Source organism: Luteolibacter rhizosphaerae (assembly GCF_025950095.1).
In the GTDB taxonomy this organism is placed as follows: Bacteria; Verrucomicrobiota; Verrucomicrobiia; order Verrucomicrobiales; family Akkermansiaceae; genus Haloferula; species Haloferula rhizosphaerae.
In genome coordinates, this window is record NZ_JAPDDR010000010.1 from 268,003 (window position 1) to 287,109 (window position 19,107).

At 62.6% G+C, this 19,107-nt stretch carries 12 protein-coding genes; 7 read left to right on the forward strand and 5 right to left on the reverse strand.

The window, feature by feature from the left end; genetic code table 11:
- The first annotated feature begins 136 nt into the window (after positions 1 to 136).
- Complete coding sequence (locus OJ996_RS19595; protein WP_264515359.1) at positions 137 to 3,439, forward strand: PVC-type heme-binding CxxCH protein; 3,303 nt, start codon at positions 137 to 139, stop codon at positions 3,437 to 3,439.
- Between the two features lie 7 nt (positions 3,440 to 3,446).
- Here the strand turns inward: OJ996_RS19595 and mpl are convergent, their stop codons facing one another.
- The 3 genes from mpl to OJ996_RS19610 all read right to left on the reverse strand — a co-directional run bounded on the left by mpl (position 3,447) and on the right by OJ996_RS19610 (position 6,825).
- Positions 3,447 to 4,832: a UDP-N-acetylmuramate:L-alanyl-gamma-D-glutamyl-meso-diaminopimelate ligase gene (gene mpl / locus OJ996_RS19600; RefSeq protein WP_264515360.1), complete on the reverse strand. Its 1,386-nt coding sequence runs from the start codon at positions 4,830 to 4,832 to the stop codon at positions 3,447 to 3,449.
- 135 nt (positions 4,833 to 4,967) lie between these two features.
- A complete protein-coding gene (locus OJ996_RS19605; protein WP_264515361.1) occupies positions 4,968 to 5,849 on the reverse strand; it encodes an HAD family hydrolase in 882 nt (293 codons plus the stop codon).
- A gap of 46 nt (positions 5,850 to 5,895) precedes the next feature.
- Positions 5,896 to 6,825 carry a TIGR01777 family oxidoreductase gene (locus OJ996_RS19610; protein ID WP_264515362.1) on the reverse strand — a complete coding sequence of 310 codons (930 nt, stop codon included), beginning with the start codon at positions 6,823 to 6,825 and terminating at the stop codon, positions 5,896 to 5,898.
- Between the two features lie 93 nt (positions 6,826 to 6,918).
- Here OJ996_RS19610 and OJ996_RS19615 point away from each other — a divergent pair, with 93 nt between their 5' ends.
- From OJ996_RS19615 to OJ996_RS19630, 4 genes are read left to right on the forward strand one after another with little or no spacing between them, the layout of a single operon-like run.
- A complete protein-coding gene (locus OJ996_RS19615) occupies positions 6,919 to 9,477 on the forward strand; it encodes an LPS-assembly protein LptD (protein ID WP_264515363.1) in 2,559 nt (852 codons plus the stop codon).
- Positions 9,478 to 9,489: 12 nt separating this feature from the next.
- Positions 9,490 to 10,128: an NAD(P)H-dependent oxidoreductase gene (locus tag OJ996_RS19620; protein WP_264515364.1), complete on the forward strand. Its 639-nt coding sequence runs from the start codon at positions 9,490 to 9,492 to the stop codon at positions 10,126 to 10,128.
- 11 nt (positions 10,129 to 10,139) lie between these two features.
- Positions 10,140 to 10,553, forward strand: coding sequence for an ester cyclase (locus tag OJ996_RS19625; RefSeq protein WP_264515365.1), 414 nt, complete (start codon positions 10,140 to 10,142; stop codon positions 10,551 to 10,553).
- Positions 10,554 to 10,602: 49 nt separating this feature from the next.
- Positions 10,603 to 12,111 (forward strand): tryptophan 7-halogenase, encoded by a 1,509-nt coding sequence (locus OJ996_RS19630; RefSeq protein WP_264515366.1) that lies wholly within the window; start codon positions 10,603 to 10,605, stop codon positions 12,109 to 12,111.
- Here OJ996_RS19630 and OJ996_RS19635 read toward each other — a convergent pair.
- On the reverse strand, positions 12,099 to 13,586 hold the full coding sequence (locus OJ996_RS19635; RefSeq protein WP_264515367.1) for a tetratricopeptide repeat-containing sulfotransferase family protein: 1,488 nt from the start codon (positions 13,584 to 13,586) through the stop codon (positions 12,099 to 12,101). The two genes, OJ996_RS19630 and OJ996_RS19635, sit on opposite strands and share 13 nt — an antisense overlap.
- A gap of 150 nt (positions 13,587 to 13,736) precedes the next feature.
- Here OJ996_RS19635 and OJ996_RS19640 point away from each other — a divergent pair, with 150 nt between their 5' ends.
- On the forward strand, positions 13,737 to 16,568 hold the full coding sequence (locus tag OJ996_RS19640) for an autotransporter-associated beta strand repeat-containing protein (RefSeq protein ID WP_264515368.1): 2,832 nt from the start codon (positions 13,737 to 13,739) through the stop codon (positions 16,566 to 16,568).
- 248 nt (positions 16,569 to 16,816) lie between these two features.
- Here OJ996_RS19640 and OJ996_RS19645 read toward each other — a convergent pair whose 3' ends face one another.
- Positions 16,817 to 17,794, reverse strand: a complete 978-nt coding sequence (locus OJ996_RS19645) for a sulfotransferase family protein (protein ID WP_264515369.1) — start codon at positions 17,792 to 17,794, stop codon at positions 16,817 to 16,819.
- 111 nt (positions 17,795 to 17,905) lie between these two features.
- On the opposite strand from OJ996_RS19645, the gene OJ996_RS19650 reads away from it, so the two are divergent.
- Complete coding sequence (locus tag OJ996_RS19650) at positions 17,906 to 19,093, forward strand: hypothetical protein (RefSeq protein ID WP_264515370.1); 1,188 nt, start codon at positions 17,906 to 17,908, stop codon at positions 19,091 to 19,093.
- Positions 19,094 to 19,107: the final 14 nt, after the last annotated feature.

Below are 19,107 nucleotides of genomic sequence, written 5' to 3' on the forward strand. Positions count from 1 at the left end.
CCCTACAGGCCCCGGCGGGCCCTCACCCTCACCGGAATGGAGGGAAGCTCCATAAGGTGCAAGATGCCCTCAAACGGGGATATCTCCGGACTGGATTGACAGGCACGCTCGTCCACGCTGCGTAGTGCAAACCTCCATGAAGCTTGTCCGACAGCTTTTGCCGCTCTCCCTTCTAACCGCCGCAGTGGCGGCACCGGAAACTTATCCATGCCAGAACGGGTTGGTCCGGTCTCTCGTGGCTCGCGAACCGATGTTCATCAATCCGGTTTCCGTGGCGGTGGATACCGATGGCTCGATCTATGTCACCGAGACCACCCGCAGGAAAGTGGCGGACCTCGACATCCGCGAGGTCATGGATTGGGTGACGGAGGATCTCTCCCACATCTCGGTAGAGCAGAAGCGCGACTTCTTCCGCAAGGAGATCACCCCCGAGCGCTTCAGGAAGCATCCCTCCCTCAAGGATCACAACCAGGACGGCACGATCGATTGGAAGGACCTAACGGTTCACAGCGAGAAGATCCACAAGCTGGTGGATACGAATGGAGACGGTGTGGCCGACAAAGCCACGGTCTTCGCCGAAGGCTTCAATACCGAAGTCACCGGTATCGCTGCCGGCGTGCTGGCCCGGAACGGCGAAGTGTATGCAACCATCGCACCCGACGTGTGGAAGCTCCGCGACACGGATGGCGATGGCAAGGCGGACGAGCGCAAGGCGATTGCCAGCGGCTTCGGCGTGCACATCAACTACGCCGGGCATGACATGCACGGCTTGACCTTCGGCCCGGACGGAAAGGTCTATTGGACCATCGGCGACAAGGGCACAAATGTCGTCTCGGAGGGCAAGCGCTGGATCTATCCGCACGAAGGCGCACTGCTGCGCTGCAATCCGGATGGCAGCGAGTTCGAGGTCTTCGCGCGCGGACTGCGGAATGTGCAGGAGATCGCCTTCGACGATTACGGTAACATCTTCGGCGTCGACAATGATTCGGACCAGAAGGGCGAGAAAGAGCGCCTGCTCTACATCGTGGAGGGATCGGACAGCGGCTGGCGTAGCTACTACCAATACCGTGGCGGGAAGTACAACCCATGGATGGATGAACGCATTGCCTTCCCCGGTGGCGAAGACCGGCCTGCTTCGATCCTCCCTCCCCTCTCGCTGTATCTCGATGGCCCCAGCGGCTTCGCCTACAATCCGGGAACCGCTCTGAACGAACGCTACCGAGGGCACTTCTTCCTCACCCAGTTCCCGGCGGGCAAGATCAATGCTTTCAAACTCGAGCCGGACGGGGCCGCCTACAAGATGGCGGGCGACCACCTGATGGCCAGCGGCACGGCCTTCACCGGTTGCAACTTCGGTCCGGACGGAGCGCTTTACGTGGCGGACTGGCAGGGTGGTTACCCCCTGAAGGAGAAAGGCGCGGTCTGGAAGATCGACGACCCGAAGGAAGCATCAAGCGAAGTGCGCAAAGAGGTGTCGCGGATCCTCAAGCTAGGCGCCGCGGATGAGAGCGATGAGGCCTTGCTCAAGCGGCTCGATCATGCCGATCAACGGGTCCGGCTGGACGCACAGTGGGAACTCGTGCGCCGGGAGAAATGGAATGAACTGAAACAGCTTGCAGCCTCCCCGGAGCATTCTCCACTTGCTCGCATCCATGCCTTGTGGGGCCTCTCCCAAGGAGAAAAGTTCGACCCTGAGCTCTTCATCTCACTGGCGAAGGAAAAGGACCCCGAACTGCGGGCTCAGGCAGCCAAATGGTGTGGCGAGTGCAAGAGCTCCACCGGCGCCCTTTATTCTCTGTTGGCCGATCCGTCCTCCAGGGTCCGCTTCCAAGCGGCGATGGCCATTGGGAAGGTATCACTGCCCGGGGAGATCGAACCGATCGGGAAGATGCTCGCGGAAAACGGGGGCAAGGACGCCTTCCTTTCCCATTCGGGAAGCTTCGCCCTCCGTGCCTACCAGCACCAACCGGAGAAACTGAAGCCGCTTCTAACACACCCCTCGCCCGCAGTCCGAATCGGATTGGCCCAAGCCTTCCGCAACATGCTCCAGGACGTTTCTTGCCAAGTCACCGAAGGCACCAACCCAAGGTCTTTGGACGGAAGGGCACAAAGGATTCTAGCCCAGCTTACTCCCTTGCTGAAAGATCCGGATCCTACCGTGGTCGCGGAGGTCGCGCGGGCGCTATACGAAAAGCCAATCCAAGGGCGCGCGCTCTTCCCCCTTTCCGAATTGCTGGATCAGGCCCGGGAACTGCGGCCCTCAAGCCTTCGACGTGCGATCGCCGCGAACCGCAGAATCGGAGATAACGAATGCCTTCTCAGGCTAGCCCGCTTTGCCGCCGATCCGCGGCAGGAGTCGACTTTGCGGACCGCGGCGTTCGAGGCCCTCGCGAGTATCAAGTCGACCGTGGACCTCGATCCGGTGGACGGAGCCCATGCACCCACACCGTCCCTGAAGATCGCTCCCCGGACGGCGGCCGAAATCACCGGCATCCTCTCTCCTCTCAGCGGAGAGACCGCTTGGACGAGCGCCGTTGCCGCCGCAATCGAGGCGACGGGGACCAAGCAGGATCCTTCGAGTCTCGCCCGCCAAGCTCTCGATCCGGCGCTCGATCCATCACTCCGCATCGCCGCGCTCCGTCGCTTGGAAAGCGCCGGTGATTCGCTCGTGGTCGACACTGCCATCTCCCTCCTCGCGGACCCCTCCCCCGCCCTCCGCACCGCAGCCGCAGGCATGCTGACCGGAGCAAAGAACAACGAAGTGATCCGTTACATCGGCACCTCGGCCCTCATTTCTCCGGACCTCGCGGAGAAGCAAGCCGCCGTCCGACTCCTCGGGCGCATGCCGGAAGGAAAGGAGCTGCTCCAAGGCCTGTTAGACAGTCTCTCCGGGGGTAAGCTCGACCCGAAGCTGGAGCTCGAAACGATCGAGGCAGCTACCACATTGCTACCCGATGAGCTGGCCAAGATCAAAGCAACACTCGCCGCCAGCGGCCCGCTCGGAGCTTGGTCCTATGCACTCGCCGGTGGCGATGTCGGGGAAGGAAAGAAGGTCTTCGAGCAGAACCTTGCCGCGAACTGCACCGCCTGCCATCGGATCGGTAAGGAAGGCTCCAATGTCGGACCTGAACTCGGGAAGATCGGGGGCAAGGACCGAACCTATCTCCTCCAAGCCTTGATCGAACCACAAGCCAGCATCGCTCCCGGCTTCGGTGCCATGAGCGTGACAAAAAAGGACGGAGGAATGGTCGCGGGAAATCTCGTGGAGGAGCAAGTAGGCGCCCTGATCCTGGCACAAGCCGACGGGACTAGGATCGAGATCGCCGCCACCGACATCGCGACGAAGACCGATCCGGTTTCCTCGATGCCGCCGATGGGGGCGATTCTCAAGCCGCGCGAACTGCGCGATCTGGTGGAGTATCTCTCCTCGCTGAAGTGAGCCGGACTTAGGCCAAGCTCTCCAAAAGCTTCTTGTGGATGCCACCGAAGCCGCCGTTGCTCAGCACCGCGACCACATCGCCCGGACGGGCCTCTTTTGCGACCGTGGCGACGATTTCGTCCACGGTGTGGATGTAGCGGCCATTGCCACCATGGCGACTGATGTCCTCCACCAGCTTCTCGGGATTCAGGCGGTCATGCTCAGGGAACTTGTGCAGGTCCGGGATCTCCGCGACCACCGCTTGGTCGGCCAGAGCCAGAGCTTCGGCCAGTTCGTTCTGGAAGACCGCGCGACGCGTGGTGTTTGAGCGCGGCTCGAAAAGGATCCAGAGGCGGCTATCCTGATAGCGCTGGCGCATGCTGCCCACCGCATACTTGATGGCCGTGGGGTGGTGGGCGAAGTCGTCGATGATCTTCACCCCGCCGACCTCGCCGCGCAGTTCCTGACGGCGGGCGACACCATCGAAGGACTCCAGCCCCTCGCGGATCATCTCAGGGGACAGCCCGGCGAACAGCGCGGCCGCCGTGGCCATCGCCGCATTCCGCACGTTGAACTCACCGGTCATCCGCAGCGAGTAGCGCTCGCCACCGAGCGTGAATGAACTACGATCCGCATCGTAGGTCACCTCCGTGATCCGGGTCTGGCAGCCATCGCCCAGACCCACGGTCTGCACCGGGCAGTGCGCGCCGTCAGCAACCGAGAGGCAGTTCGCGTCATCGCCGTTGATGATCGCCATGCCGGTGCGGGGCACCACGTTCAGCAGGCGCTTGAAGGTCAGCTTGATCTCGTCGAGATTGGAGTAGATGTCGGCGTGGTCGAACTCGATGTTGTTCACCACCGCCACTTCCGGGAGGTAGTGCAGGAACTTGGAGCGCTTGTCGAAGAAGGAGGTGTCGTATTCGTCGCCCTCGAGCACGTTGAAGTCGGAATCGCTGAATTGCGCGCCTCGTCCGAGATTCTTCGGCAGGCCGCCGATCATCCAACCGGGATCACGACCCGCCGTCAGGAAGAGCCAGGCCAGCATCGAACTGGTGGTGGTCTTGCCATGCGTGCCGCTCACCACGTAGTTCCGCTTCCCGCGCAGGAAGTGCTCCTTCATCACCTCCGGCAGGGATTGGTAGAGCAGCTTGCGGGAAAGCGCCGCCTCGGCTTCCTCGTTGCCGCGGCTGATGGCATTCCCGATCACGATCACATCCGCCTCACCCGGAATATTCTCCGCGCGGTAGCCTTCCGTGATAACGATCCCCTCGTTGCGGAGGAAGTCGGACATCGGAGGATAGACGTTGTTATCGGATCCCGTGACGGTGAAGCCCTTGCGCTTCATGGCCACGGCCACCGCTCCCATGGCAGTCCCGCAGACGCCGGTGAAATGGAAATGCTTCTTCTCTGACATGAAAGGGGTTTCTCGGGAAACAGGCTCAGGCCCCGTGGAGAGCGGCTCTAACAGACCCATGCGGTCCGCGTCCGCGCCGTAATCGTTCAAGACCCTGGCGGAAGATGCGGCTCGGTGGTTCCATTCCTCGTTTCCTCAGAAGGTCGGAGCGGCCACGGTCGCATTCTCGCGCTCTTCCGTGCGGCGGCGGAGCATGCGGTCCGCGATCTCACGGACCATCTCAGTGAGCAGCAGCCAGAGGTGGCTGCCCTGCTGGTAGTCGGCCGGGGCGATGTGCTTGACCCGCCCGGCGTGGGTGGAGAGCTGGAAGCACTTCCGGAAGCTCTTCCCGGTCGGATCCTCCGGATTGTAGACGGCGATCCCGTGACCCCCGTTCTTGTTCATCACGGTGAAGCACGGCACGTCGGTCGGGCCGTCACCCACATAGATCATGTTCTCGAAGGGGATCGGCCGCTGGTCGAAGGGCATGTGGTCGTTCACGTCCTGCGAGTAGTCGAGCATGCCCTTGTTGATCCGGAACAGGAACTGGGTCTTGGTCGTGTGGGAGATCGCGCGCTTCGGGAAGCTAATGTGGCCCTGCGAATCCTCGCCGAACTCGCAGCCGAAGACCGCCTTCACCTTGTTCGCCAGACGGCTGCCATCGAGCAAGGCCTTCAAGCCGGAGGAGATGATGTAGAACTCGATCCGGATGCCTGCCGCCTCGTGGTTCGCACCGAGGCAGATCCCCGGCAGGGTATCGAAAATCTCGGGCACGCCCGGGAAGAAGCGCAGGCCGGCCCCTAGGGCGGACAGGCGGGCGTTGCTCACCTGGTCCATCTGAAGATAATCGAGCAGGCACTTCAGGTAGGCGAGCTCGCCATCCCACTGCTGGTCGACCACCAGGGTATTGCACTTTTTCCAGAACTGCGCCGGATCAATCCCGAATTCCGGGAACAACACGTCGTCCTGCATGTAGCGAGGACTCAGGGTCTGGTCGTAGTCGAAGACCAGCGCGATCGTGTTTTGCGGCGAAGCCATGGAGCGGCGGAAGGGAACCAGCCCCTATCCCGCGCCGCAAGCGGAATCAGGACACAGCCACCGGGCTTTTTCCCTCGCCCACCAGATCGGCCAAAGCGGTATCCAGCGTGGGATAGCGGAATTTATAACCGGTATCCAGCATGAGCCGGGGGATCACCCGCTGGCTGGCCACCAGTGCGGAAGCGAAGTCTCCGAGCATCCACTTGAGCGCAAACTCCGGCACGGCGATCGCCGCCGGACGATTCAGGGCCTTGGCCAGCTTCTCCGTAAACTCATCGTTCTTTGCCGGCTCCGGGGCAGTGCCATTCACTGGACCGACGGTCGAGCCGAGGTTGAGCGCGTGGAGGATACCGCCGACGAGATCGGTGATATGGATCCATGGCATCCACTGGGCTCCCGAGCCCAAACGTCCGCCCAAGCCCAGACGGAAGGGTATCAACATTCTTTTGAAGGCCTCGCCATCCTTGCCGAGGACGATGCCGGTCCGCCATTTGATCACCCGCAGCCCCAGACGACCGATCCCATCGGCCGCATCCTCCCAAGCTTGGCACAGCTCGGCCAGATAGCCGGTCCCGGTAGGAGAACCTTCCTCCAGAATCTCATCGTCCCGGTCCCCGTAGATCCCCACGGCGGAGGCATTCACCAGCACGTGGGGACGCTCCGTGCGGCCGAGCATGGACAGCCCGCGGACGATCCGCCCTGTAGCGCCGATGCGGCTATCATAGAAGCGGCGCTTCGCATCCGAGTTCCAGCGCTGGTTGATCGGCTCGCCCGCCAGATTCACGATGGCCGAGACCCCGGCGAAGTCCGGCACTTCGTTCCAGATCCGCCACTCCGCAACCGGGCCTCCGGGCTGCCGTGGCTTGCGGCTGTATCCGCAGACGGACCACCCGGCGGCCGAGGCCTGACGGGAAAGCTCGCGCCCGAGGAAGCCGGAAGCTCCGATGATGCCGAGGGATTCGGTCCGAGGGGTCATTTTTCAAACAATCTCCCCGCCGCCCCTTTCCTGCAACCGCTTTCGGGCTTTGCCCTTTACTTCAAATCCGGGAGCCCGTCTCATCCCGCCACGATGAGGCTCGCCGCTCTTCCTGCCATTCTCCTTTCCACAGTCCGGCTTGCAGCACAGAACCCCGCGGAGGAACCGATCCCGGATGTCCCCGGTCCCGATGAAGTGGTCGTCCCCATCAACCCCGTGCCGCCGCCGCCGGGCCTTGAGCTTTTCCCGGGACAGACCGAGGCGACTCCGGCGATGCCGAAGAACATCATCCTGAAGCGCACGGGGCCTTCAAACGACTTCAACCTCCAGACGATGGTCGCCACCATCTCCGGCCCGGTGGAGGTGGAGACGGACACCGGCGTGAATATCAAGGCCCGCGGCGCCATCTGGAAGGGCAAGGAGAACAAGCTCTTCTTGGACGGCGACGTCAAAGTGAAGACCAAGGAAGGCACCGAGATTTTCGCCGATCACGCGGTGGCCGATAGTGTGGAGAAGTCCATTACCCTGACCGGGAACGTGAGCGTCTACCGCGGCAATCTCCTACAGCGCGGCGAGCGGCTCGTTTACTACTGGGACAAGGAGCAGATGGACGCCAGCGGCCTGCGTGCCGGGGTCGATCCCTTCGTGCTGGAGGCCGGTCGCTTCACGGTCGAGGACCGCGATGGCAAGCAAGTCTATGTCGGCCACGACGCCGGGGTGACCACCCACGATGTCGAGAACCCCGGCTTTTGGCTGCGGGCCAAGGAGACGACCATCTATCCGGAGGACAAAGTCACCTTCAAGAACCTGCGCCTCTATGCCGGAGACACGCCGATCTTCTGGCTCCCCTATCTCTCCCAGCCGCTCGATGCGGATCTGGGATATCACTTCGTCCCCGGTGCCCGCTCGAACTGGGGCGCCTTCCTGCTCAATAGCTATGGCATCATGCTGGGCGGCAGCCCGAACCCGGAAACGGGCGAGAACGATGATGCCTGGTTACTGTCCCGCTGGCACTTCGACCTGCGCACCCGCCGCGGCGTGGGCACGGGCGTCGACCTGATGGATACCCGCCAGGAGGACAACCCGAATCTCACCGGCCTCTCGCTGTATTACACGAACGACCTGAACCCGGACGTGAGCCGCACCGGTATCACCCGCGGCTTCGTGAATGAGGACCGCTACCGCCTGGCCCTGCAACACCGCATCCCGCTCGAATTCGAGGAGAATGCCGAATGGCGCGTGGACAGCAACCTGAACATCCTCAGCGACAACTACTATCTGGAGGATTTCGAGCCGGAGCTCTTCCGCACCGATCCGAACCCGGACAACACCATCGGCCTCTTCCGTCGTGACGAGGGGACGCTCTTTAGCGCCGTAGCCCGCCTGCGTCCGAACGAGTTCTACCGTTCGGACACCCGCAGCCCGGAGATCGCCCTCGACTTCGCGCGCCGCCCTCTCTTCGACCTGCCGATCCTGCACGAAGGGACGATCTCCCTCTCCTTCATCGAGGAGGAAGTCGGCAGCGCCTCGCTTGCGGCCATTCGCCCGCTGCTGCGCTTGCCCACGAACGACCCGCTGGTGCCGGTGCTGCTCGATCAGCTCCCCACCTACGAGCGCCAGCTGATCCAGACGATCCGCTCGCTGCCACCCGGCAGCCCCGCGCTCCCGGGCCTCATCGACCAGCTCTCCAGCCCCGGCTACAACCGCTTCCACACCTACCAGGAAGTCTCGATGCCGACCAACGTGGGCGGCTGGCTCAGCGTGACCCCGGAACTGGGCGTCGGCTACAGCCGCTACTGGGAGGTCAATGGCCCCTCCGAATCGATTGATCGCTTCCACATGCACGCAGGCGCGGAGGCTTCGATGAAGTTCACCAAGGACCTGGGCGACGTGAAGAAGCGCTGGATCGGCCTCGATGGCTTGCTCCATGTGGTGCAGCCTTACGTCCGCTACTCCTACATCTCCACGGACGACCTCGACCCGCTCTTCCCCGGGGTGGATCGCGAGACTTTCAGCACCCGCCCGCAGCCACTTGCCGTGCCGAGCTTCACTGCGATCGATAGCATCCGCGACTGGAACATCATCCGTCTCGGCATGCGCAACAAGCTGATCACGCGCCGCGATGGCCAGAGCTTCGACTGGCTCTCGATGGATACCTACATGGACGGATTCATTACGGATCCCGACTACGACCGCAATTTCTCGAACCTCTACAACGACCTGCGCTGGAATCCCCTTCCCTGGTTCGGCATGAACCTGGAAACCCAGTTTCCGGTGATCGATTCCGGCTCGGGCTTCTCGGAAGTGGCCGCTCGCGCACGCTTCATGCCGAACGAAAACCTCGAGTTCTCTCTCGGCCATCGCATCCTCGACAACCATCCGGTGCTAACCGATTCCCATCGCATCGACCTGCGTGCCTATGCCCGCTTGGGCGACAAGTGGGGCGCCGGATTCTTCCAACTCTGGGAGCTGGATGACGGCACGCTGGAGGTGCAGCAATACACCATCCACCGCGACTTCAATCACTGGGTCGCCTCGATGGGTATCACCAAGCGCGACAACCGCCTGCAAGATGAATTCGGGGTGATCTTCAGCTTCACCCTGAAGGAGTTCCCCTCCGCCTCCGTGCCCTTCAAGCTGGACGCCCAGTAACGCCCACAAGTCATGACCTCCGAGAAGCTCCTGGAATCGCTGCGGTTCCGCTACGCGACCAAGCAGTTCGATGCGACCAAGAAGATCCAGCAAGCGGAGTGGGAAGCACTCGAGCATTCGCTCGTGCTGACCCCCTCCTCTTTCGGCCTCCAGCCATGGAAGTTCCTCGTCATCGACAGCCCTGAACTGCGGGCGGATCTGCGGGCGAAGTCCTGGGGCCAGTCGCAGATTACCGACGCCTCCCACCTCGTGGTCTTCACCACGCGGACGGACATGGATGAAGATCATATCGGGCGCTTCTTCACGGCGCTTTCCGAGCATCAGGGCCGCTCGCCCGAAAGCCTCGCCGGCTATCGCAAGGTGGTGTCCGGGTTCGCCGCCGGAATGAGCCAGGAGGCCCGCCATGCTTGGAACATCCGTCAGACTTACATCGCGCTCGGCCAGTTCATGACTTCCGCCGCGGTGCTCGGGATCGATACCTGCCCGCTGGAGGGACTGGAGCCAGCGGGCTATGACGAGGTGCTCGGCCTCGCCGGCAGCGGATACGCCACTACCATGGCCTGCGCCGCAGGCTACCGTTCGGCGGATGATAACTATGCCTCCGTGCCGAAGTCACGCTTCCCACTGGCAGAAGTCATCGAACACCGCTAGACAGGCGGGTGATGAGCACTCCCCTCAGCCCCCGCGAGGTCGCCCTCGCTTGGTTCGGTCCCATGTGGAATAACCGGGACCTCTCTCTCTTGAAGGAACTGATGGCTCCCGGAGCCGTCGGTCACTTGGAAGGCGGACGCAAGTCCATCGGGCCCGAAGGCTTCGCGGAATTTCAGGCGGAGTTCGTGGCGGCAGTTCCCGACATCAAGCTGGAGGTGGTCAACTGTCTGGCGGATGGGGACGATGCCTGCGTCCACTGGCGGGCCACGGGAATCCACAACGGGGACGGCATGGGTATGGTTCCGAGCCAAGAGTCGCTGGATTTCCAAGGCGTGACCTGGCTGCGGGTAGAGAATGGCCAGATCGTGGAAGGCTGGGATTTCTGGAACTTCGATTCGCTCCTTAAGAAGATGTCCTGCGCCTAGCAGAGGACAGGCTTGCGCTTCTGACACGCCGCGTGCTTCACATCGGAGAATGATCCGATCCGTGTTGGTTTTGGGCGGCGGTAGTGCCGGGCTACTCGCCGCACTCACCCTCAAACGCAAGCTCCCGTCGCTTGATGTGGAGGTGGTGTATAGCAGCCGTATCGGCGTGATCGGTGTCGGAGAGGGCACGGTCCCTTACATCCCCTCTCATCTTCATCACTACCTCGGCCTGGACGAACACGAGGTCTTCAATGCGATTCAGCCGGTCTTCAAGCTGGGGATCCGCTTCACGTGGGGAAAGCGCCCTTACTTCGACTACACCTTCACCGGCCGGCAGCATGCATGGCGCTGGCGCGACCATTCACGAAACAACGGCTTCCTAGCCTACGAGGATCCGTCCGCGATGGATCTGGGCTCCGCGATGATGGAATCCGGCAAGGCACTGCCGCTGCGGGCGGACGGACTTCCCGACATGCCTGCGCCCGGCGGGAACCTGGCCTGGCACATCGAGAACAAGCTCTTCGTGGCTTGGCTGGAAACGAAGTGCCGGAGCCTGGGCGTGCGCTTTACGGATGCGGAGCTTGCCGGAGCCGACACAGGCGGGGAAGGCATTTCAGCGCTCAAGCTTTCCGACGGTTCGGAGCGGAAGGCAGATCTTTATATCGATAGCTCCGGCTTTGCTTCGGAGCTGGTGGGGAAGGCGCTCGGAGAGCCTTTCATCGATTTCTCTTCATCGCTCTTCTGCGACCGGGCGGTGGCCGGTGGTTGGGACCGGAGCGACGAAGCAGTGCTGCCCTACACCGTGTCCGATAGCATGGATAGCGGCTGGCTGTGGCAGATCGATCATCCCGAGCGGATTCATCGCGGCTATGTCTTCTCAAGCGCCCATGCGAGCGATGATGAAGCGATCGAGGCCTATCGGAAGGTCGCGCCAAAGGCGTTAGCGCCACGGATCGTGCGCTTCCGCTCGGGTCACTACCGGCGCTCGTGGATCGGAAACGTCATCGGGATCGGGAATGCCGGCGGCTTTGTCGAACCGCTGGAGGCGACTGCGCTGATGGTGATCTGCCTGCAATCCCGCTGGCTGACCGACGCGCTGATCGATTCGCAACAAGGGCCGACGCCGAGCCTGATGGATCACTTCAATACCACCAATGCCGCGCTGTGGACGGATATCCGGGACTTCCTGGCCGTCCACTATCGCTTCAACGATCGATTTGATACGCCCTTCTGGCGGCGCTGCCGGGAGGAGATCCCGCTGCATACGGCGGAGGGCGTGGTGCGCTTCTACCGCGAGAACGGTCCTTCGGGGATCGCCGCGGGACAACTCGGGCGGAACAATCCCTTCGGGCTCGACGGCTACTTCGCCATCCTCATCGGGCAGAAGGTTCCTCACGATCGCCCCTTCCAATCGGGTCCGGAAGAGGCCCGGCTCTGGGAACAGAAGCGCGCACGACACCGCCAACTCGCTAAGCAAGGCATGACCATGCCCGAAGTGGCCACGGCGCTAGCCGATCCCGCGGCGTGGCAGAAGATCCGCGCGGTTCACCACCGGTAGCCGAGTGCTTGCATGACCGGCTCCAGGGTTTTGCGCAGTGGATCGATCCGCCTGCGGTAGTTCTTCCAGCGGCCGATGGAAGCGGCATGAACCGGTGCCAGCACCTGGCCGTAGCTCGGAGTGCGAATCATCTCCGCCAAGGATGAGGGAGCCCCTTCCGCAGCGATTCGCAAGAAGCCGGACACCTTCCTGAACTCATCCTCCGGCTGTCGAACCAGATCTTCGTAGCGCAGCTCCATCCACGTCCCCGTCCCTAACAGTCCCCTCATGCCTGCCCAGTGCATCATGGTATCGGCATAGGCTCGCGCCGCGCTTTCCCAGGTGAGGCAGGCGACCCCGAGACGGCTGTGTCCGAAACTCTGGAACATGCAACTCACGATCACGTCCCGGGGATCCCGTAGCAGCGTCACGATGCGGGCCTCGGGGAAGCAGCGGGCGATCCAATGGACGCCATCGGTGAGTCCCGGGTTCTTGTCCACGACCAAGTCCGCGGGACCCGCCTGTGCCAAGACATGGATTCGAGCGAGATAGGATTCCCTTACTCCGGGAAGCCGGTCGGCATCTTCCAACAGACCCAGCCCATCGGCATCGGCCTCTCCACCGGACAATCGCGCGGTCATCCGGATGCAGTTCTCCAGCAGCGGATACTCCGAGGCAATCGCGGCCCCTGCCTTCGCGAGCATGGTCTCTAACAGGGTTGTCCCGCTGCGGGGATGGCCGAGCACGAAGGCCAAGCGCGTATCGGGATTCCCGTTGCTAGCTGAACTTCCGATCCGCTCCCGCACGGCCATCAAGCGGGTCGCGTGATGCGAATAGAGTTTCCGTTCGTAGTCGGTCTCGGGATCCGCCGCCAGGATCGCCTTCGCTTTGTCCAAGGCTTCCATTGCCAGTCGATATTTTCCTGCCCGGTCGAGGCAGGCGGCGCGCTCCATATGGGCCTCTGCATCCTCCAATCCGGACAAGACCGAAAGCGCCTCGTCCGGCTTGCCGCTGCGGCGGAGAAGCCTAGCCACCACCTTGGCAGAGCCACGCGGGATCCTTCGCCCTGAAACCAATTCGAGCGCTTCCTCCACCCGGTTCAGTCGCTCCAGCGCAGCCAGATGTCTTCCCAGAAAACGATCGTCCCTTGGATAGACCCGCTCTCCCTCTGCCGCCACCTTCAAGCATTCTTCCGGCATCAAACCGTCCATCCACACGCAGGCGATATCGTATAAGGCATCAGCATCCCCCTCGGCAAGAATCAGAGCCCGGGCTTGGTGGCTTGACATGCCCTCGAAGTCCAGAGCCAGCGCATCCACCCGCGCCATTTCGATCCAAGGGTAAGGACTTCCGGGGTCGAAATCGACAGCCCGCATGAAGAGTTCGAGGGCTCCGGCGTAGTCCCCCCGCCGCCGGGCATGGAAGGCCTGCGTGAGAACCGCGACCTCCTCATCCGGAGTGCCTTGAGGGTTAAAATCGGCCACAGGACACGACATTGCTTCTATCATTCGGATTCATGACTCCAGAGCAAGATCCTTTCCAAGATCCCAGATTTCACTACATTTTACATCTTGTTTTGGCTCTAAAAATGCATTGTTGTATTTTGTATGGCCTCAAAACTCAATTATAGGCGCAATAAAATACGCATGGCGATGTCATGTGCGGTACTAGCCGCAGGTCTCGCAGCAGAAGCCGACGCGGCGACCTTCGGCATCAACTTCCGCTATTTCTACAACGGCGGCCAAGGAGGTACATTGGATACCGAGGCCGAGGAGGATCACGAAGGCGTCCCGGCAAGTGCTTGGCACAATGCTTCCGGCCTCGACGTCTTCGGTGCCAATCCGGTCGCTTTTACGGGAGAAAGCGTGACGGCGGAGGGAATCAGCGGTGTCACCATGGATTTCAGCGCGGCCAATGCGTGGTTCACGGACGTGGAAGGGATCGTGGGCGATGCCTACCTTGATGACGGCGGCCCGGGTTACCAAGTGACCCTGCACGGTTTGGCGGGCATTCTCCAGCCGGGTGAGACCTACCGGATCAAGGCGATCCAGAGCTCGGATGGCGCCACCGGCTTCGGCCCCGTGAAGATCTACGCCGGCGCGGGCACGGGCGGCACCTTGCTCTCCACTCTGACCAATCCCGCCACCGGCACCGGCGGAGCCCTGTATGGAGTCACCATCAATTCCTCGCGGCTCAGCGGCGACGTGATTACCATCAAGGGCGATCCCCGCGCCGGAAACGTCCGGGGGACTCTTTCCGGGCTGATCATCGAGACCCTGCCGATCCTCGACCACTTCGACAAGGAAGGCGTGGTGACCTACGAACTGGCGGACCTCGCGAACGGCGGCAGCTCGATCTTCCGCCCGCAGACCGACCTCGTGACCATCTCCGAAACGAACGGCCTTACGGTCGGAACCGCCCCCGGCCAGACTCACGCGATCCAACTCTTGCCACCGGGTGATCTGGTCACCGGCCAGTACAAGCTGATCGACTACAACGGCAGCATCGGTGGAGCCGGTTTCACCGGCTTTACCTTGGGCAGCATGCCCCACATGAGCGCCAGCCTGGTGAACAACACCGTGGATAGCTCGGTGGACGTGAACATCACCGCCATCGACACCCTGAAATGGGATGGTGGCAATGGGATATGGGATCTCAATACCAGCTCGAACTGGAAACAGGTCTCGAACTCCGCCACGGCAAAGTACTTCCAAGGCGATCGCGTGCTCTTCGACGACACTGCCACCGGCACCAAGGAAATCACCGTGAGCGGCAGCATCGAGCCCGCCTCGATGTCCTTCAGCAATAGCGGAGCCGACTACGTCCTTTCCGGGGATCCCATCGGCGGCGAAGGCGGACTGATCAAGGAAGGTAGCGGCCACGTCACGCTGCTCAACAATAACACCTTCACCGGCGAGGTGCTGGTGGTGGAGGGCAAGCTGACCGTAGGCGACGGCTTCACGGGCTCGCTCTCGCCCGATGCCAGCGTGCTCACCGCCTTGGGCGCCGAGCTGGAACTGAATCCCGGCGACGGCCAGAACCTTGGCACCGATATCCAGAACGAAGGCAGCACCGCGATTACCGGCATGGGCAATCTAACGCTCTCCGGCTCGTTTACCGGCGGCGGCACACTGGGAGTCGAGCGCGCGGGTCTGATCACCATGAGTGGCACAGCACACTCGGCGGCGATCACCGTCACCTCCGGCACCACCCTGCAGGCGATGGGCGGAAGTTGGGCCACCAGCTTCTTCGGCAATACCGCGATCCGGACGATTACCGTCCAAGCCGAGGCGGGCTTGGAGACCAGCACCCACTCCCTCGGCGGGCTTGGAGGCGCGCTCTACCAGCCGGTCATCACCTTGGAGGAGAACAGCCTCTGGACCTTGGTCCGCGAGCAATACATGAACGCCGACAACATCAAGTTGAACGGCGGTCTCATCCAGATCAGCTCGAATGACCTGCGCCTCCAAGGCGGAACCCTCTCGGTAGGTGCCTCCACTGCGGGATCGATCGTCGAGGGCGGCGGCCTGACGCTTTACGACAACACCAGCATCGATATCGCGGATGGTACTGCGGCGGCGGATCTCACCATCAGTTCGCCGATCGCCCAGAACGAGGCCGGTCGCACGCTAACAAAGACCGGTGCCGGCAGGCTGATCCTGAACGGAGCCAGCGTCTACACCGGGGCCACCACCATCTCCGCCGGCAGCTTGGGCGGCAGCGGATCGCTCGCCGGCCCGCTGAGCGTGGCCGCCGGTGCGACCTTCGCCCCGGGTGAGTCCATCGGCGTCTTCGGTGCGACCAGCGCCACCATCTCCGGACCATGGCTAGTGGAGTTCGACGGCAGTTCGGATCCTGCGATCGACCGGCTGAACCTCAGCGGCGCCCTCGACATCACTGGCAGCACCCTGACGCTGACCGCCACGGGCAGCCCGCTCACAGGACCGAGCTACACCATCGCCACCTTCTCCAGCCTCACCGGCAGCTTCGCCAGCGTCAGCGGCGTGCCGAGCGGCTACGAACTGGTGATCGGAGCCACGTCCATCCGCTTGGTGAACCCGAATGTGAATCCCTATCAGAGCTGGGTTACGGGAGCTCCCTACAACCTCTCCGGGAACAACGCACTGGCGACAGCGGACCCGGATGGCGACGGGATCCCGAACGCACTGGAATTCGTGCTCGGCGGTAATCCCGCCACCGGAAACGATCGCGACAAGCTGCCCACCTCCACGATGGCGGATGGCAACCTCGTCTTCAGCTTCCGCCGCACGGACCTGTCGAACTACGAGCCGAATCCCGCGCTCCAATACAGCACCAACCTGTCCACATGGACCACGGCCTTGAATGGCCAGTCGGGAGTCACCATCGCGGTGAGCAATGACTTCTACGGAGCGGGCATCGACAAGGTGGATGTAAGCCTCCCGCCCGCACTGGCAAATGGCGGCAAGCTCTTCTCGCGCCTCCAGGCACAACCCTGAAGCAGCGAACTGCAACGCAAGCGCCGCCGGGTTTGCCGGCGGCGCTTTTTTTGCGCCGTCCCACTACGCGATGACGGGGTTCCGGAAAGGGTATCCCATGGTTAGTTTCGCGGTGTCGCCAGTCCCGTTTCGGGTGACTGGCGGCAAAGGAACAAGTCAGGGTTCCTTGTCGAGATTCGGGCGCCGGAGATTGGACACCTCCGGCGCCCGAGCTTTTTCGACCTCGGGCGGGCGGAGACGATTTCCGATCAGCGGTAGGCCACGAAGTAGCCGCGCTTTTTCGCCTGGCGGCGCAAGCGGCGCTTCGAGCCGAGCGGCCGCAGCAGACGGCGGCTCATAACCCGGCTGGCATAAAGCCAGTCGCGGATGCCATCGATCAGACCTAGCGGCACCTTGCCGTCCTTCATCCGCTGCGGGATGTCGTAGCCCATCTTGCGGAAGAACTCCGCGCGCTCGCCGGTGAAGTATTTCTTCACCCAAGCCTCGCGATACCAATTGCGGATGCCGCGCTCCCACTCGGAGATGCTGTCCGGAGAAACCTTCGAGTACTTCTTCACTCCGGTCGGATCGCCAAGCTTGCCGTCGTTACCCTTCGTGAGCTCACGATTGGCCACATCGCCCAGCGTCGGAATGCCGAGATAAGCGCCGAGAGAGGCGAGCTCCTTTTCCGGGTCCGCCGCAAGGTCCTCATACTTCACCTGATGCACCCGCGAGGGATGCTTCTCACAGATGGCCCGGAGCTGGTCCATGCCATGATACAGATCGAGATCGAAGGAGTGCGGTTCCCAGCGACCCTCGCGGAAGGTCGTGCTCATCGAGTTCATCACCGCGATGGGATGACGCCAGAGCACGATGAACTTCGCCTCGGGGAAGAGCTCGACCAACTCCTCCGCGATCAAGCTGTAGCGCGGGGTCTTGTCGATGAAGAAGGGGAACTCGCCCGCAAGGCCGTCGTAGATCGAAACCGCGAGGTCGTGGACCCCCTTCTTGTAACAGGCGTCGAAGCCGCCCCATGCCTTCCGCATATCGTCGATGGCGGTTTCCACCAGAGCCTCGGAATAGGTGGCTGCCCGCAGGATGGGATCGCCATTGATGCCGAGGAAGCGGAGCAGGAAGCTGGGTTCGCCCACGGTCTTGCAGACCCCGCTGCCCATCAGCAAGCGCTGCAGGAGAGTGGATCCCGCGCGCGGCATGGAGAGTAGGAAGACGATCTGGGTGTCCGGCACGTCGGGGGCCGATATGGGAGGGCTAGCGCCCGCCGTGCAAGGGCAAAGTCCCTCATGCCCGGAAGGGTGTCCGGCGTTGACTTGGCGAGGCCTCCGCATAGACCCTCCCGCATGCAAGCCGGACGCCGCTATTCCTTCCTCGTGATCGGGGTGGCAGCGGCAGCATGTCTCGCGTTTGCGGCGGTGAATACCACCGTGGACCCCTTCCGGGTCACGCCGATGGGCTGGAGTGCGAAAAGCCTTGAGCCTTACCGCGATCTCTCCAGCCAGATCCGTACCGGCAAGGCTGGCCTGATCCGCTCGGGGGAGTGGCAGGTGGGTCTCTTCGGATCCTCCCGCGTGGACAATGCCTGGAACCCGGATGCCGCCGGCTGGAAGGGCAAGCGGGCCGTGAACCTCGGGGCCAGTGGCGGCTTCATCTACGAGACCATCGGCATCGCCCGCTACTTCCTCGCCCGCGAGAAGCCGGAGTTGCTCGTCATCGGAATCGACCCCGGTGACATGAGCAATCCCAACGACACCCGGCCGAAATCCGACTACTACAGCTCCCCCTTCGCCGAAACGGACACGCTGAACCGCGAGATCCGCTATGTGGCGGGGCTTTCCACCTTCGAAGCCTCGATCGAGACGCTGAACCGCGCCCGCCAGGAGAAGCTGGCTGAATACACGCCGCATGGCCTGCGCTTGCGCCCGGAAGTGGCCAAGTCCCGCTCGCAGATGAAATTCATTCGCGACCAGCTCCGCAGTGAGCGCGAGGACGGACGCGGCGGTGTGGACCCCGAGAAGTCCAAGCTCCTGCGCGAGTTTCTGAAAGAATGCGCGGGAGGCTCCTTCCAAGTCGTGCTGATCGTGCATCCGGTTCACGCGCTAGGACTGGCTAGCTCCAAAGACCGCGGAAACCCGCAGGTGCCCTTCGAGGCGACCCGGCGTTTCCTTCTGGACCTGACGGAGGAGATGAACCCGCTGCGGCCCGGCGGCTTCGTCCGCTATATGGACTTCTGCAACTTCCATCCGGCCAACTGCGAGTTGCTGCCTGCCGACAAGAGAGGCTTGGAGCGGATGAAGCACTGGAACGACCTAGGCCACTACGACGTGGAGCTGGGCGAATCCGTGCTGGGCCAAGCGCTCGGCTGGGAAAGCCATCACCCCGAGTGGCAGGGCCACGGCTGGGAGATCAAGCGCAACAACATCGAGGCCTACCTCGCCTTCATCCGGGAGGGCTACGGCCGCTATCTGGAAGGCCCCGCCGCAGTGGATGTGGCGTGGAAGGAATCCGTCCTCGCCGGCCACCAGCCCTGACCCCCCTCCCTTTT